Source organism: Sphingomonas sanxanigenens DSM 19645 = NX02, from assembly GCF_000512205.2.
GTDB lineage: Bacteria > Pseudomonadota > Alphaproteobacteria > Sphingomonadales > Sphingomonadaceae > Sphingomonas_D > Sphingomonas_D sanxanigenens.
Genome location: NZ_CP006644.1, coordinates 2,835,009 through 2,850,906 on the forward strand (window position 1 = coordinate 2,835,009; position 15,898 = coordinate 2,850,906).

At 64.7% G+C, this 15,898-nt stretch carries 15 protein-coding genes; 13 read left to right on the forward strand and 2 right to left on the reverse strand.

What is annotated here, in order from left to right:
- Positions 1-4: 4 nt before the first annotated feature.
- Together NX02_RS32985 and NX02_RS32990 are read left to right on the forward strand one after the other, a co-directional pair.
- Positions 5-784, forward strand: a complete 780-nt coding sequence (locus NX02_RS32985) for an IclR family transcriptional regulator (RefSeq protein ID WP_025292652.1) — start codon at positions 5-7, stop codon at positions 782-784.
- A 306-nt stretch (positions 785-1,090) separates the two neighbouring features.
- Positions 1,091-2,062, forward strand: a complete 972-nt coding sequence (locus NX02_RS32990; RefSeq protein ID WP_162232677.1) for a hypothetical protein — start codon at positions 1,091-1,093, stop codon at positions 2,060-2,062.
- A 27-nt stretch (positions 2,063-2,089) separates the two neighbouring features.
- On the opposite strand, the gene NX02_RS30710 is transcribed toward NX02_RS32990, so the two are convergent.
- Positions 2,090-3,049, reverse strand: a complete 960-nt coding sequence (locus NX02_RS30710; protein ID WP_025292653.1) for an alpha/beta fold hydrolase — start codon at positions 3,047-3,049, stop codon at positions 2,090-2,092.
- Positions 3,050-3,281: 232 nt separating this feature from the next.
- On the opposite strand from NX02_RS30710, the gene NX02_RS13115 reads away from it, so the two are divergent.
- From NX02_RS13115 to NX02_RS13145, 7 genes are all read left to right on the forward strand, one after another.
- Positions 3,282-4,697 carry an FAD-dependent oxidoreductase gene (locus tag NX02_RS13115; protein ID WP_025292654.1) on the forward strand — a complete coding sequence of 472 codons (1,416 nt, stop codon included), beginning with the start codon at positions 3,282-3,284 and terminating at the stop codon, positions 4,695-4,697.
- Positions 4,697-5,515, forward strand: a complete 819-nt coding sequence (locus NX02_RS30715) for an alpha/beta fold hydrolase (RefSeq protein WP_025292655.1) — start codon at positions 4,697-4,699, stop codon at positions 5,513-5,515. The genes NX02_RS13115 and NX02_RS30715 overlap by 1 nt, the downstream gene beginning before the upstream one ends.
- Complete coding sequence (locus NX02_RS13125) at positions 5,512-6,105, forward strand: glutathione S-transferase family protein (RefSeq protein WP_025292656.1); 594 nt, start codon at positions 5,512-5,514, stop codon at positions 6,103-6,105. The genes NX02_RS30715 and NX02_RS13125 overlap by 4 nt, the downstream gene beginning before the upstream one ends.
- A 282-nt stretch (positions 6,106-6,387) precedes the next feature.
- Positions 6,388-8,691 (forward strand): TonB-dependent receptor, encoded by a 2,304-nt coding sequence (locus tag NX02_RS13130; protein WP_162232678.1) that lies wholly within the window; start codon positions 6,388-6,390, stop codon positions 8,689-8,691.
- A 77-nt stretch (positions 8,692-8,768) separates the two neighbouring features.
- Positions 8,769-9,068: a hypothetical protein gene (locus tag NX02_RS13135; protein ID WP_047099790.1), complete on the forward strand. Its 300-nt coding sequence runs from the start codon at positions 8,769-8,771 to the stop codon at positions 9,066-9,068.
- 9 nt (positions 9,069-9,077) lie between these two features.
- Positions 9,078-11,054, forward strand: a complete 1,977-nt coding sequence (locus NX02_RS13140) for an oxidoreductase (protein WP_025292659.1) — start codon at positions 9,078-9,080, stop codon at positions 11,052-11,054.
- Positions 11,055-11,065: 11 nt separating this feature from the next.
- Positions 11,066-11,917 (forward strand): SDR family NAD(P)-dependent oxidoreductase, encoded by an 852-nt coding sequence (locus tag NX02_RS13145; protein ID WP_025292660.1) that lies wholly within the window; start codon positions 11,066-11,068, stop codon positions 11,915-11,917.
- Positions 11,918-12,106: 189 nt separating this feature from the next.
- Here the strand turns inward: NX02_RS13145 and NX02_RS13150 are convergent, their stop codons facing one another.
- Entirely contained in the window at positions 12,107-12,505 is a 399-nt protein-coding gene (locus NX02_RS13150; protein ID WP_025292661.1) for a GlcG/HbpS family heme-binding protein, read from the reverse strand.
- Positions 12,506-12,578: 73 nt separating this feature from the next.
- On the opposite strand from NX02_RS13150, the gene NX02_RS13155 reads away from it, so the two are divergent.
- The 4 genes from NX02_RS13155 to NX02_RS33580 all read left to right on the forward strand — a co-directional run bounded on the left by NX02_RS13155 (position 12,579) and on the right by NX02_RS33580 (position 15,886).
- On the forward strand, positions 12,579-13,340 hold the full coding sequence (locus NX02_RS13155) for a GntR family transcriptional regulator (protein WP_025292662.1): 762 nt from the start codon (positions 12,579-12,581) through the stop codon (positions 13,338-13,340).
- 133 nt (positions 13,341-13,473) lie between these two features.
- Positions 13,474-14,409 carry a hypothetical protein gene (locus tag NX02_RS13160; RefSeq protein WP_025292663.1) on the forward strand — a complete coding sequence of 312 codons (936 nt, stop codon included), beginning with the start codon at positions 13,474-13,476 and terminating at the stop codon, positions 14,407-14,409.
- Positions 14,406-15,545 carry a class I SAM-dependent methyltransferase gene (locus NX02_RS13165; protein ID WP_084717772.1) on the forward strand — a complete coding sequence of 380 codons (1,140 nt, stop codon included), beginning with the start codon at positions 14,406-14,408 and terminating at the stop codon, positions 15,543-15,545. The genes NX02_RS13160 and NX02_RS13165 overlap by 4 nt, the downstream gene beginning before the upstream one ends.
- Entirely contained in the window at positions 15,542-15,886 is a 345-nt protein-coding gene (locus tag NX02_RS33580; protein WP_025292665.1) for a hypothetical protein, read from the forward strand. Before NX02_RS13165 ends, NX02_RS33580 begins: the two co-directional genes overlap by 4 nt.
- Positions 15,887-15,898: the final 12 nt, after the last annotated feature.

The following is a 15,898-nucleotide window of genomic DNA, read 5'->3' on the forward strand; positions in this document are numbered from 1 at the left end:
CGGGATGGACAAGACGATCGTGAAGGGCATGTCGGTACTCGAGGCGCTGATCGCGGCGCCCGAGCCGATGGGCGTCTCCGAACTGGCGCGTCAGCTGGGCCTGACCAAGAGCAACATCCACCGGTACCTCCAGACCTTCGTCGGCCTCGGCTATGTCTCCAGCATGGACGGGCGCTATTCGGCGACGCTCAAGGTCTGGCAGCAGGGTTCCAAGATCATCGAGCGGCTCGACATCCGCCGCTCGATCCGCCCGATCATGGACCGGCTGGCACGCGCGACATTGGAGACCGTCCACCTCGCCATCTCGGCCGGTCCGGACGTGATCTACGTCGACAAGTCCGAGGGTGTGCATTCGGTGCGCGCCTTTTCGGAGATCGGCGAACGCGCGCCGACGCATTGCTCGGCGACCGGCAAGATCTTCCTCGCCTATCACCCGACCGCGATGCAGGAGACGCTGGCCAAGTCGCTGCGCTATTACACGCCGCGCACCATCGTCGATCCCGACGCGCTGATCGCCGCCGCGGAGGAGGTTCGCGCCTCGGGCATCGCGATCAATCGCGGCGAATGGGAGGTCGCGGTCGGCGGCATCGCCGCGCCGGTGTGGGGGCCGGACGATCAGATCATCGCGGCGATGGGGCTGACATTGCCGCTCGTCCGCTTCACCGAGGATGGCGCCGCGACCCTGATCGCGCAGATCCGTGCGGCGGCGGCGGAGGCTTCGCGGTCGCTGGGGGCTTCGACGCGGCAGATTGCGGAGGAAGGGCCGGCAAGGCTGGTGGCGTGAGGTGATTAGGAATGTCCTCCCCGGCGCTGCGCGCCGGGGAGGACAATTGGCCCCTTAACGCTTCACCGCGTCCTTCACGAACCCCGCGGCGATATCCGACCAGCGCGCGGGTTCCACGATCAGCATATGCGCCGAGCCGTCCGAGAATTTCTCGTAGCGGAAGTTCGGCTTCATCGCCCCGTCCGCTCGTCGATCGCATCGAGCGCGTCAACGCCGTCGAACTAAGTGCCAGAGTGTCTCGATCTACGTGACACCAGCTCATATACCAGTCGACGTAGACAACCGCACGCCACCGGGATCAAGCGCATGGCAAGAGATTGGGATTATTTCGAAGACAACAATAGGAAAAACTGGGATTCCGAATACAGTCCCCCACAGTGTGGTTTTTGTAACAATAAAACAACAAGAAAGATGAGCTCGAAGGAGCACATATGGCCACAATGGATGCACGAGAGACTAGAAAACGAGAGTAAAATTGAGAAGCCAACTGGTACAACATCACGAGATTTTGTCACAAGATCCACTTCGAACGAGCTGCCGGCCTACGAGAGAAATAAAATTAATATCGGAGGACCGTGGAGGAAGACAATAAGATCACTCTGTCGACCGTGCAACAACGGATGGGCCAGCCAAATTCAAACCAACTCAAAGGAATCTCTTCGAAATTTAATGGATGGCGGCTTAATCATATCAGAAAAAGATCAAGACGATCTAAGAACATGGTTCTCGATGTTTTCATACAACGCCGATTTTTATGACAATCAAGGCCTGATGATAACGCAAGCCACCAGAAGCAATTTCAGAGAAACGCAGCAAAATCCACCCGAGTTTAGATTTTGGATCGCAAGAAATGGAACAGTGATTTCCAATTGCGCTCACAATCACGTCACTCAATCTCAAACCGTATATTTCGGAGGTTACAACCACGATGGTACAATAAATTATAATACAGACTGGAGGATTTTTAGAATTGTCCACGAATCTGTAACAGTTGCAGTTATCGGTTCTGCTATATTATTTGGATATACATACGAATTGCTACGGACGGATATCGACAATTACACTAGAGAATTCGCTTTTGACCAACATCCGATTATGCGCAAATTCCACGAAATAACAGACAGTAGGCCGCAAATTAATTTAATGTTTAAGCCGAGCATAAAAGAACAAGCCCTTCATCATGCAACATGTCTATTTGTGCATGAAAATAATCGCAAAAGTATTCTCAGACTCGATCACATGGCGCCAGATTATTTATCCAATCAATCATTGATATAACATAGAGGACAATCACAAACTCTCCGCTCACCGCTTCTTCACCGCCTCCTGCACGAAACCCGCCGCAATATCCGACCAGCGCGCCGGCTCCACGATCAGCATGTGCGCCGAGCCGTCCGAGAATTTCCGATAGCGGAAATTGGGCTTCATCGTCCCCGTCCGCTGGTCGATCGCGTTGAGCGCGTCGCCGCCGTCGGACAACACCAGCAGCGGCGCCTCGATTCGCTGGAGGTCGCCCGCCATGTCGTTGGCGTAGACGGCGGCGTGCGCCACGTCCGACGCACCGGCGAGGAAGATGTTCAAGGTCGACCAGTTGATCGTCGCGAGGTTGCGCGGATAGGCGCCCTGCGCCTTGAACAGCTTGTCGTAATAGGCGCTGAGATGGCTGCCGTCGGGCTTCAGCGAGAGGTCCGGATGCGGCAGCGCGCGGCGTTGGGCGCGCTCCGCATCGTTGTAATTGGGCGCACCGTGGAGGATCACGCCGGTCACCCGGTCGCCATGGCGCGCGGCGAAGGCGGCAACGATGGCGGCGCCGGTGTGGTGACCCGCGAACGCCGCCTTGCGGATGTGCAGCGCGTCGAGCACCGGCAGCATATTCCCGGCATAGGCGGCGATCGTCGGCTTGCCCGCCGGCGCGTCGGACATGCCATAGCCCGGCGTGTCGATCGCCAATGTGCGGATGCCGCGCGCCGCCAGGCAGGGCTGGATGTCCGCGAACTCGATCAGCGACCAAGGCGTCTGATGGATCAGCACCAGCACGGGGCCATCCTTCGGGCCCATCAGCCGATAATGCACCTGCCCCATCGGCGTGGTGACATAGCCTTTGCCACCCTTGAGCACGCCCAGCCCGTCCCACTGCGAATCCTGCGGCGAGGGCGGCGCGCAGCGATCGGCGCGCGCGGTCGGCGGCTCGATCTCATCGGCGGCGAAGGCGGAGCCCGCCAGCACCATGGCCATCAAACCGGCTGCGACTGTCGCCTTGATCATTCGATCACCCCTTGTTCTATTATTTGGAACGTCGTTCCACAGTACAGCGTGGTTGTGACCGGGCGCCAAGTCAATGGTCCATCGAATGTCGACCGACGAAACGGGGATTTCCAGCGCGCAACGTGTCAATTGCCGCGTATCAAATACCCGCTTGACGACCAGTAAAACCCAGCGCTAGCCTCAATTATGGAACATCGTTCTGAATATTAGAACAATAGGAGTCGCGGGGTCCATGTGGGATGTCATCATCGTCGGCGGGGGATCGTCGGGGCTGCCGGCTGCGATCTTCGCGGCGGATCGCGGCGGACGCGTTCTGCTGATCGATGCCGCGACTGAGCTTGGCGGCACGTTGTGGGTCGCGACCGGACAGATGAGCGCGGCAGGCACCCGGCTGCAGCGGGAGCGCGGCATCGCCGACAGCGCCGACGCTCATTTCGAGGATGTCATGCGGATCAGCCGCGGCACCGCCAATCCCGGCCTCGTCCGCCTTGCGATCGACAATGCCGCCGACACGTTCGACTGGCTGATGGATGTCGGCTTCGAGCCGCTGCCCGACCATCCCGTCACCGGATTCGGCCATGAGCCCTATCGCGAGAAGCGTTATTATTGGGGCGCCGAAGGCGGCATCACCGTCAAGAATGTGCTCGTCCCCCGCGTCGAGGCGCTGGCGGCCGCGGGCCGGATCACGCTGAAGTTGCAGCATGAGGTGACCGCGTTGCGCAGCAATGCCGACGGCCGGGTGATCGGCGTCACCGCGCGCGACGCCGAGGGCACGCCCCATGATTTCGACGGCCGCAACACCGTGCTGGCGACCGGCGGCTATGCCTCCAACCCCGAGATGTTCGAACGGCTGAGCGGCTATCCGCTCTACAACGCCGCCCCCTACCCCTTTTCGCAGGGCGCCGGGCTGGTGCTGGGCGAAGCCGTGGGCGGCTATCTGCGCGGCCACGAGAATGTGTTCAACAATTTCGGTACGCTCTACAACAGCGAGACCTACCCGGCGCGGTCGCTGGGCGTCGTCGAGACCTTCCCCGAGCGGCGCGAGCCCTGGGAAATCTATGTCAACGCGAACGGCCAGCGCTTCATCCGCGAGGATATCCGCAGCGTCGATGCGCGCGAAATGGCGCTGATGGAACAGTCCGACCGCCGCTACTGGATCATCTTCGACCAGGCGATCCTCGACGCGGCGCCGCCGATCATCGTCGGCTGGAGCCGCGAGGACATGCTGCGCGCCTTCGTTGAGGACGGCCCCGCTTTCTCCAGCGCGCCGACGATCGAGGCGCTCGCCGAGCGCGCCGGCATCGATGCCGCGGGCCTCGCGAGCGCGGTTTCCGGGTTCAATTACGGCGTGCTGACCAGCAATGATTTCTTCGGCCGCACCCATGCGCCGCAGCCGATCGGCAGCGGCCCGTTCTACGCCATCCGCATGCAGGGAAGCTCGATTTCGAGCGCGGTGGGCCTCGCGGTGGACGACGACCTGCGCGTCGTCCACCGCGACGGCCAGCCGATCGGCAGTCTCTATGCGATCGGCGAATTGCTGGGATCGGGGCAGACGATGGGCAAGGCGGCGTGCGGCGGCATGATGGTAACGCCGGCGATGACCTTCGGCCGCCTGCTGGGCCAGCGCCTGCCGGTGGGGAACGCCTGATGCTGCCCTCCGTCAACCTCCTCGCCGGCGAACGGCGCGGTTACGTTCCCGGCCCGTGCGGCCAAGTCCATTATCGCGATCTCGGCACCGGCCCGGTGATCGCGCTGGTCCATCAGGCGCCGTGGGGATCGATCCAGTATCGCAGGGCGGCGCCCGAACTGGCCGCCGCGGGCTATCGCGTGATCGTGCCCGACCTGCCCGGCCACGGCATGTCGGATCCGCCCGCCGACGGCGCAAGCGTCGAACTCTATGCCGATACGGTCGCGGCAGTGATCGACGCGCTCGGCCTCGGCCCGGTGGCGATCGCCGGCCATCATGGCGGCGCACTGGTCGCGGCGCGGGTCGCGGCCGCCTATCCCGACAAGGTCCGCGCGCTCGCGGCCGACAACATGCCCTATTACACCGCCGAACAGCGCGCCGCGCGCGCCGCATCGCTCAAGGATCTGCAGGAGATCAAGGCTGACGGCAGCCACTTCACCGATCGCTGGGCATTGGTGCGCCGCATCGCCGATCCGACGTGGAGCGACGAGACGGTGCATGTCGGCATCGTCGCCTATTTCGCCAACGGGCCCTGCAAGGAGGACGGCCACCGTGCCGCCCCCGCTTATGATCTGGAGTGCGATCTCGACCGGATCCTGTGCCCGACATTGATCCTCGCCAGCCACAAGGATCCGCTGTTCCCGATGGGCCGCGAGCTCGTCGCGCGGCGGCCGGGCTGGACATATGCCGAGTATCCCGGCGGCGCCGGCATGGTCTTCGAACGCGCGCCCGAATGGGCGGCGCCCATCCTCACCTTCCTCAAGGGTGTTCCAGAATGACGATCACGATCTACGGTCGCCCCGGTTCGCGCGCGCGCCGCCCCCTGTGGGTCGCGCGCGAGCTCGGGCTTGAGGTGACCAGCATCGAGCCCGCGCCGGGTGAGATCAAGCAGCCGCCCTATCGGGCGATAAATCCCAATGCTAAGGTGCCGGCGCTGGTCGACGATGGCCTGACCCTGTTCGAATCATTCGCGCAGAGCCTCTACCTGGCCAAGAAATACGGCACGGGCCGGCTCTATCCCGAGCAGATCGAGGATGAGGCCCAGGTGTGGCAGTGGACCTTGTGGGGCCTCAACGAGCTGGAAAAGCCGCTGACCGTCTGCCTGTTCGAGCGGATCATCAAGCCGGAGGCGGACCGCAACGCCGCGCTGGCCGATGCCGCCGAGCGCGATCTGCAGGCGCCGCTCGCGGTGCTGGAAAAGGCGCTCGATGGGCAGAACTGGCTGTTGGGAAATGATTTTTCGGTTGCCGACATCAATGTCGCCGCGGTCGCCGCACTGTCGCGATCGACCAAGGTCGACCTGTCGGGCTTTCCGAGTGTCGCCGCCTGGCTGGAACGCGCGCTGGCGCGCCCAGCCTATAACGGCTGAGTGTTGCAGAACGACCACAAAACCCGCCCCGATCACGCTAAATCGACAAAAGCCGCGTGACATGGGCGTGAATTATGTCATACTCCTATAACAAATAAAAATTGCCGTTCGCAGGGCATCCCGCCGGTCATGTGCCGGGGGGATTGAGTGGGGTTTTGTCCGGAGTTCGCCGGGCAGGACGCGAGTTGGGCAGGGTCGGCCGGCGCAGGACCGGATCGGCGAAGGATTGGAAGGGACGACATGTTGACCAGAGCAAAAATGGGGGCGCTCGCAGGGTTGAGCTTGTATGCGTTGACCGCGGGGGCGGCACAGGCGCAGGACGCGGTACCCGCCGCCGATGCCACCGCGGCATCGCAGGAAGGCGTCGGCGACATCGTCGTCACCGCGCAGCGTCGCGAACAGCGCCTGCAGGACGTTCCGATCGCGGTCAGCGCCTTTTCCTCGGCGGACCTCCAGACCCGCCAGATCAGCCGCACGATCGACCTGCTCAACTATGTGCCCAACCTGATCGGCCACAACAACACCTCGGTCGGCACTGCGAACAGCTATTCGATGCGCGGTCTCAACAACAACGAGACGATCTCCACCTTCGACCTGCCGGTCGGTACCTATGTCGACGACGTCTATATGTCGCGCCAGAGCGCCAACAACTTCGCCTTCTTCGACGTCGAGCGCATCGAGGTGCTGCGCGGCCCCCAGGGCACCCTGTTCGGCCGCAACACCACCGGCGGCGCGATCAACGTGATCATGAAGAAGCCCGGTGAGGATTTCGGCGGCTTCGCCGAGGTCGGCTATGGCCGCTTCGACCGCATGACCGCGCGCGCCTCGGTCGATCTGCCGATCGTGTCGGACAAGGTGCTGAGCAAGATCCAGGGCTATTACGTCAATGACGACGGCTATGTGAAGAACCGCGTCACCGGCGATCGCCTGAATGACGAGAAGAGCTATGGCTTCCGCGGCGCACTGCGCGTGTTCGGCGGCGACACTGTGACATGGGACGGCACGGTCGATTACAACTATCAGAGCTACGCCAACTTCCCGAACTTCTATGATCCGGCGACCAAGGACCGCGTCAGCTATACCCGGCTGCGTAAGGGCCAGACCGTTTCCGACGTGTTCGGCGGCCGCTCCTATCTGTCGGAAGGCTTGGCGGACAACACGCTGGGCAATGTCGCCGAGAGCTGGTCGTTCACCTCGAACCTGCAGATCGATGCGACCGACGATCTGACGGTCAACATCATCACCGGCTATCGCCACATCTATAACGAATATCTGACCGACAGCGCGATGAGCCTGGCCAGCGCGAGCACGGTCTACACCTATCCGGCGGACATCGTCACCGCGACGCCGGGTTCGACCTCGGTTCTCGCCAACGACAGCTGGCACGGCCAGTTCAGCCAGGAAATCAAGGCGACCGGCAAGGCGCTCGACAACAAGCTGACTTACACCGGCGGCCTCTATTACATCCGCGAGGACAACAAGACCAACTTCGCGAACCTGGCGATCACCGCCGCTGGCGCCGGCACGCTCTCGGCCGATCGCACGATGTCCAACAACACCGACGCGATCGCCGCCTATTTCCAGGCCGACTACGAGGCGATCGAGGGGCTGACCCTGACCGCGGGCATCCGCTACACCGAGGAATATAAGGACATTGCCTTCCAGGCGAACGACAGCCCACTGCCGCCGGTCGGCCTCAACCAGCCGTTCAACACCGACGACATCGTCGCCGCCGGCCTGCCGATCAAGCAGACCGCCAAGGTGTGGACGCCGCGTTTCGCGATCAACTACAAGCTTGCTCCGGACGTGTCGGTGTTCGCATCGGCAACCAAGGGCTTCAAGTCGGGCGGCTGGGTGTCGCGCGCCTACAACGCCGCAGGCATGTTCCCCTTCTCGCGTGAGACGATCTGGTCGTTCGAAGGCGGCCTGCGTTCGGAATGGTTCGACCGCAAGCTGCGCATGAACCTGACCGGCTTCTACTTCAACGACATGGACAACCAGCTTCCCGCGGGCCGCGAAAACCCGCTGGTGCCGGGCCAGATCATCTATGTGACGCGCAACTTCGCCGACCTGCGCAACTATGGCCTCGAATCCGAGATCACGCTGGCGCCGGTCCGCGGCCTGAACATCTACTGGACCGCGGGTCTCCAGCACGCGCGCTTCAAGAACGTCGATCCGTCCGTGATCGCGCAGGCTGCAAACTGCCGCAACGGCGTCGCCTCGGCGTGCAACCAGGGTATCGTCACCGCCGCCGGCGAGATCGCACTGCCCTCGCGCGTGGCGCCGTTCAACTCCACGGTCGGTGTCAACTACACTGCCGAATTCGGCGACTTCCGCCTGACCCCGTCGGTGAGCTGGGCCTACACCGATGGCAGCTGGCCGTCGGCGCAGAACGACATTCGCGGCTATCAGGAGGCGCATGGCCTGTGGAATGGCGGCATCTCGCTCCGCAACGTGGCGCAGGGCTGGACGCTGTCGGCGGAGTGCACCAACTGCTTCGACCGCCGCTTCGTCTCGTCCTTCCTGATCTTCCCGTATCTCAACGAGCCGGGTCGCTGGACGGTGCGCGCGCGCTACGACTTCTGATTTGCCAATCCCGGGCGGCGGGGCGCAAAAGCGCCCCGCCGCCTTTCTTTTTCGCGTGACGTCTCAGGAACATCGCCATGGACGAACTTCCCAGCGCCGATCAGGTGAAGCTGCCGCGCAGCAGCAAGGGCCGCCGCCCCCGTTTCTTCGAGGATCCGGCAATCGATCAGGTGATGACCTTCTTTCTGGAACTGATGACCGAGGTGGCAGTGGTGCGCGAGCGGCTCGACACCGTCGAGCGCCTGCTCGAAACCAAATCCAGCATCACCCGCGCCGATATCGAGGCCTATCGCGCCGACGAGGCGGTGGAGGCGGAACGGCTTGCCTGGCGCAACGCCTATGTCCAGCGGGTCATGCGGATGCACGCGCCCGACTGACGATCCTCGATGACCGCTTATCCCAACCTCTTCTCAGCCTTCACGGTGGGCAAGCGGACGCTGAGAAACCGCGTCGTGCACGCTTCGATGTCGACGCATTATGCCGATCGCGGCCGCATCACGCCGCGCCTGATCGACTATTATGTCAACCGCGCGCGCGGCGGTGCGGCGATGCTGGTGACCGAGCCGATGGCGATGCTGAGCCATCACAAATTGCCGACGCGCCCCGCGGTGCTTTCCGGCATCAACGAGGGCGAACTCACCCGCTGGGCCGATCTGGTCGGCGCGGAGGGCGGGCTGATGCTCGGCCAGATCCAGGACAATGGCCGCGGTTTCCGCGCCGGCTTCCGCAACCCCGATGCGATCGGCCCTTCCGCGCTGCCCGACGATCTGAGCTGGACGGTGCCGCACGCGCTCTCCACCGACGAGATCCGCCGGATGATCGACGAGTTCGCGCTGTGCGCCACCCGGCTGCAGGCGGCAGGCTTCGCCGGCGTCGAGATTTCCGCAGGTCACGGCCACCTCTTCCACCAGTTCCTCGCCGCGCGCTCCAACGTGCGCGACGATGCGTATGGCGGTGACCTTCCCCGCCGCACCCGCCTGTTGACCGACCTGATGCTGGCGCTGCGCGACGCCTGCGGCGACGATTTCATCATCGGCGTCAAGCTGCCTGCCGAGGACGGCATGGAAGGCGGCATCGACCTCGACATCGCCGCGCAGATCACCGATCGCGTCCACGCCACCGGGGTGATGGATTATCTCACCTATTGCTGGGGCGCACACGGCCACACGCTCTACCGGCACCTGCCTGACCTGCACGGGCCGCGCACGCCCTTCGTCGATCGCATCGCGGCACTCGGCAAGCATGCGCCGGGCGTACCGTTGGGCGCGCTCGGGCTGATCACCGATCCCAATGAGGGCGAACGCATCGTCCGCGACGGGCTGGGCGACCTCGTGATGATGGGCCGGCCGCTGGTCACCGATCCTGCCTGGGCGGTGAAGGCCGAACAGGGCCACGAGGCGGAGATCCGCTACTGTGTATCGTGCAACACCTGCTGGCACATGATCAACATCGGCCGCGGCCTCCACTGCGACAACAACCCGCGCGTCGGCACGCCCGACGAGGCGGACTGGCGCCCCGAACCGGTGGCTGCACCCAGGCGGGTCGTCGTGGTCGGCGGCGGCATCGCCGGCATGGAGGCGGCCTGGGTCGCCGCCGCGCGCGGCCACGTCGTCACGGTCTTTTCAAGCGGCGACGAAGCGGGCGGCAAGACGCGGCTCCATGCGCTGCTCCCCGGCGGCGAGAATCTCAGCAGCATCTACGACTATCAGCGGCTGTCGGCCGAGCGCGCCGGCGCGGATTTCCGCTGGGGCACCACCGCCGACATCGACGACATCCTCGCGCTCGCGCCCGACCATGTCGTGCTCGCCACCGGCGCGACGCCCGCCTGGCCGGATTATCTGCCCGCCGAATATCGCGGCGAGGGCTTCTTCCCCGATCTGCGCCAGGCGATGCTCGACCTGACCCGTCTGACCGCCCGCCAGCCGGGCACCGCGGTGATCCACGATGCCGATCATGGCGCGTTCACCTATGCCGCCGCCGAACTGCTCAAGTCGCGCTACGACCGCGTCGTCATCCTCACCGAGCGTGAACGCATCGCCAGCGACGAGGCGATGGTGACGCGGCAGGGCGTCTATGCCCGCCTCTACGCCAAGGACATCGAGATCGTCACGTCGGTTCGCCCGCTCGCCTCCTCGCGCTTCGAGGAGGGCGAGGTCGCCTATGCCAATATCTTCAGCGGCCGCGAGACGGTGATAACCGACGTCGCCCTGTTCACCTACGCCACCGCGCGCATCCCCGATGATGCACTCGCCGCGCCCTTGCGCGCGGCCGGCATCGATGTCCGCACCATCGGCGATGCGCATGCGCCGCGCACGGTGCTGGTCGCAACCGCCGAGGGCTATCGCACCGCCATGGAATTCTGAGGGAGAACGCAATGTATCCGGATCTCGCGGGCAAGGTCGCCATCGTTACCGGCGCGGGCCGCCATGGCGGGCTCGGCGCCGCCATCGCCCGCAGGCTGGCGGAAGACGGCGTCCATGTCGTCCTCCACGATCTCGGCCAGACCAAGGGCGCGATGGCGCCCGAACATGGCGTTGGCCAGGCGAGCGAGCTCGAGCAGATCGCCGAGGAACTGCGCACGCTCCACCCCAACATCGCCACTTTCACCGCCGACATGCGCATCGAGGCCGAGGTCGAGGCGCTGGTCGCCTTCGCGGTCGAGCGCTTCGGCAAGCTCGACATCCTCATCAACAATGCTGGCGTCGGCTTCCTGTTCGGCCCGTTCGTCGATCAGACGCAGGAGATGTGGGACACGGTGCTCGACGTGAACCTGCGCGGTTCGTTCTTCGCGATGAAGCATGCGATCCGCCAGATGCTCAAGCAGGACGAACGGCCGGACTGGGGCCGCGGCCGCATCGTCTCGATCGGCAGCCGCGGGTCCAAGTCGGGCTCGGCGCTGACTTCGTCATACATCGCCTCCAAGCACGGCCTCGTCGGCCTCACCCGCTCGGTCGCGATCGAGATGGGGCCGCAACAGATCAATGTGAACGCGGTCTGCCCGAACCATGTCACCACCGGCCTCGGCTCGTGGCAGAACGAATATATGGCCAACATGCGCGGCCAGACGCTCGACGAATATCTGGCGGCGATGCGCAGCCGCATCCCGCTGGGCCGCGTCGGCACGCCGGAAGACACTGCCAATGCCTGTGCCTTCCTGTGCTCCGGCCAGGCGCGCTACATCACCGGCGAGGCGATGAACGTGTCGGGCGGCGAGGAAATGCACTGAGTCGCGCTTTTCGTCCCCGAACTTGGCTCGGGGAAGCACCGGCGCCGCGATGCCGGTGCTTGAGGGGCCGGCGCAGCGCGTTCCGCTCGACCGCCGTACGATCGAATTGTTTCGTCGCCGGGCCCTCTGCCATCTGCTCCGCAACCGGTTCCCCCTTTTCCGACGCTAAGCGCCGGGGAGGCGATTTCCTCACCCGATCGCCGCGATCCCCGCCTCGGCGATCGCCACATCCTGCTCGGCATTCCCGCCGGAAACCCCGATCCCACCGATGCACATGCCATCCCAGCGGACCGGCAGCCCGCCCGGCATCGGCAGATAGTCCGTCAGCCGCAGCAGTTCGGGCTCATCCTTCAGCCGGCTGGTCAGCACCCCGCTCGGCGCACGCATCAGCGCCGCCGTGCGCGCCTTTGCGGTGGCCACCGCGGGCGTCATCGCCCCTGCCCCGTCGCACCGCTCCAGCCGGAACGGATAGCCGCCATCGTCGACGATCGCGATCGTCGCGGCGATACCGATCTCCTGCGCCTTGGCGCGTGCCGCCGCCAGCATGGCATCCAGATCGGCACCGCCGAGCACAGCCTTGGTCTTCATCTTCCTTTTCCTCCGTCTTCGATCATGATTAAGGGACAAGAGCGCGCCACCCCGGCGTCGAGGGGATCAGGGCTTGATCAAACGCAGCGAAGAGATGGCGTCGGTCGATCGACTCCAGGCCATTCCGCTCTATCATCAGATCTTCGTGCAACTGCGTGAGGAGATCACCAGCGGCAGCCGTGCCTATGGATCGCGGATGCCGACCGAAGAGGAACTGTCCGAAAGCTTCGGCGTCTCGCGCATCACCGCGCGGCGTGCGCTGGCCGAACTTGCGGATAACCACCTTGTCGCGCGCAAGCGGCGGGTGGGTACGCACGTGATCTACCAGTCGCCGGCCAGGCCGATCCAGGGCAGCATCGATCAGGCGATCGAATCGCTGATCAGCTTCGGCCGCAACACGCAGGTGAAGATCCATGATTTCGAGACGGTGGCGGCACGCGCGCCGGTGACCGACGCACTCGACCTCGCCATCGGCACGCCGGTGCTGCGCGTCACCCGCGTCCGCTGGCTCGACGACGCTCCGCTCAGCTACATGGTCAGCCATGTGCCCGATGTGCTGGCCGGCGCGATGACGCGCGCGGCGCTCAAATCCACGCCGATGCTCAGCCTGCTCGAACAGGGCGGCGCCAGGATCGGCGCGGCGAGCCAGACCATCTCCGCCTCGCTGGCGGACGCGCAGCTTTCCAACCTGCTGGACGTCGATATCGGATCGCCGATCCTTCGTGTCAGCCGCACTGTCATGGATGTCGACAAGCGCCCGATCCAGCATGTGCTCGCCCATTTTCGGCCCGATCGTTACCAGATCAAGCTCGACCTCCAGTCGGCCTATTCCTGACCGCCGGAGCACCGCCGGCGCACGCGGATCGGGCCTTGCATCGTCCATGCGCCGTTCCTGCCACGGATCGCTCATTTGATATAGAAATAAGTGTAATTGGCGCTAAGCTGCCCTTGATGGACGAGAGGGCGAGATGAGCGACTGGACCTCACATGGCGATCCGTTGCTGACGCGGTTCCGCTTTGCAACGATCGGCGCGCCCGACATCGGCGTGATCGAGGACCAGTATTGCAGCTGGCTCGGCTATCATGTCCGCGAACGCGGCACTGTCGATGCCGGTCTCGCCGCGAGCTGGGGCGCGCCCGCCGCCGCCGGCTGCCCCTATATCGTGATGAGCACCGATGGCGCGTCCCAGGATTATATCCGCGTGGTGCAGGTGGGCGGCGTGCCGGGCTATCGCCCGCTCACCACCTTCGGCTGGGCGGCGTTCGAGATCATCGTCGACGACGTCCATGAGGTGCATGACCGGCTGCGCCAGTCGGGCTTCGAGATCCTCGCAGAGCCGAAGCCCTTGCAGTTCATGCCCTCGATCGTCGCGATGCAGGCGGCGGGACCGGCGGGCGAATGCCTCTATTTCACGATGGAGAGCGGCGACCGCGCCGCCTCTATCCTGCCAAGCCCGCGCTCGCTGATCGACCGGCCCTTCATCCTCGTCATCGCCGGCCCCGATTTCGACCGGCTGCGCAACTGGTATTGCGACCTGTTCGACCTCAAGCGCAGGCCGCTGCGCGACAGCAAGATCCGGCTCGTGCAGGATGCGCAGGGGCTGGATCATGACCATGTGATCCGCATGACCACCGCAGGCCTGCGCGAGCATGGCTATTTGTTCGAGTTCGACGAATATCCGGTCGGCCCCGGGCTGATTGCGGCGCCGCGCCCGCGCGCCGAAGGAGACTTGCCGCCGGGCTGCGCGATGGCGAGCATCGCCACGGTCGCGCTGGATCGCGTCGCCGACCAGGCGATCACGCCGCCGGTGCGGCGTGACGGCATCGGCTATGAGGGCCGACGCGCCTGCACCGTGCTGGGGCCGGCGGGCGAATTGGTGGAATTCATCGAGGAGGCTGAATGATGAATGTTCGCGACGTCCAGCACCCGATGCTGCCGCAGGCGACCGAGGAGGAACTGAGCCGGCAGCGCGCGGTCGTGTCGCTGCGCAAATTGCTCAACGCGCGGGTGCGGTCCGAAAATGTCCGCCGTTTCGCAGAGGAAGGCGCCCCCGCCTTCGCCGCGCGCCACGGCCGCCAGCCGCAATCGCCCGACGAGATCGAACAGGCGCTGTTCGAGTCGGTCGGTTACCGGATGTGGAGCGCCGCCAACCGCGCCGCGCAGGAAATGATCTGGGTGTCGGTGGGCGAGCCGATCTTCCGCGATCGCGACCGGATGCAGGCCGCAGCCGCGGCGCTTGCCGGCGCCGCAGACCGCAAGGGATCGCTGACGCTTCACGCCGATTATGATCCCTCGCCCGAGATCGCGGGCACCGACGTCCACCTCCAGCCCGGCGGCTATGCGCGTGACGACAGCCCCGATGATATCGTCGCCGGCGCGTTCTACGAGACCGGCGGCAACGTCTTCTCCTTCGGCCAGGGGGCGGGCAAGAGCGACAGCAAGGCGGGCGTAATCTTCCGCCTGCTCGAAGAACGCTTCGGCGGCTTCACCCCCGGCCGAGTGCTCGATCTCGGTTGCTCGGCAGGTGCCGCATCCGCCGCCTATGCTGATCGCTTCCGCCAAGCGGATGTCCATGCTGTCGATATCGGCGCGGGCATGCTGCGCTATGCCCATGCGCGCGCCGAGGCGCTGGGCGTCGCGGTGCATTTCCACCAGATGGACGCTGCCGACGTGCGCTTCCCCGACGACCATTTCGACCTCGTCGTCTCGCACAACATGCTGCACGAGATCGGCGCCGACAAACGCCGCCGCGCGATGGCCGAAGCGCTTCGCGTCGTCCGCCCCGGCGGCCTCGTGATCTTCCAGGATGTCGATACCCGCTTCGCGCCGACCGACGTCCACCGCGTCGAGAAGAATTGGGACACCGGCTTCAATGGCGAGTTGTTCTGGAAGACCTACAACGACGCCGACCTGCTGGCGGACATGCGCGCCGCCGGCTTCGCCGAAGGCAGCATCGAGGAACATAATGTGTCGGCGGTGAGCAACCTCAACCGCTGGTACGTGATCAGCGGCGGCAAGCCAGAAGGTGGCGCGAAGTGACAACCGCCGCCGAAGCCATTTTCGCCGTCATCGCCGGGCAGCGTGGCGACCGCCCGTTCAGCCTCGACAGCCAGGAGGCCGAGCAGGTCCTCAGCGTGGCGCTGGCGCTGATGGTCGAACTCGCTGCCTCCAACGACCGTATCGACCGGCTCGAACGCGAGGTCGCGGCGCTGCGCGGCATCCCGCTCGACGATCTGCGCAACACACCGCTCGACGATGCCGCCCGCACCGAGCGGCAGGACGCGCTCGACGCGATGCAACTGCGCGTGATGCGCATCTTCCTCGACCCGCGCAGGAAAACGGAACGGCGATCAGCCAGGTCGCGCCAGCATCCGGCGTGAAATATTTGACGA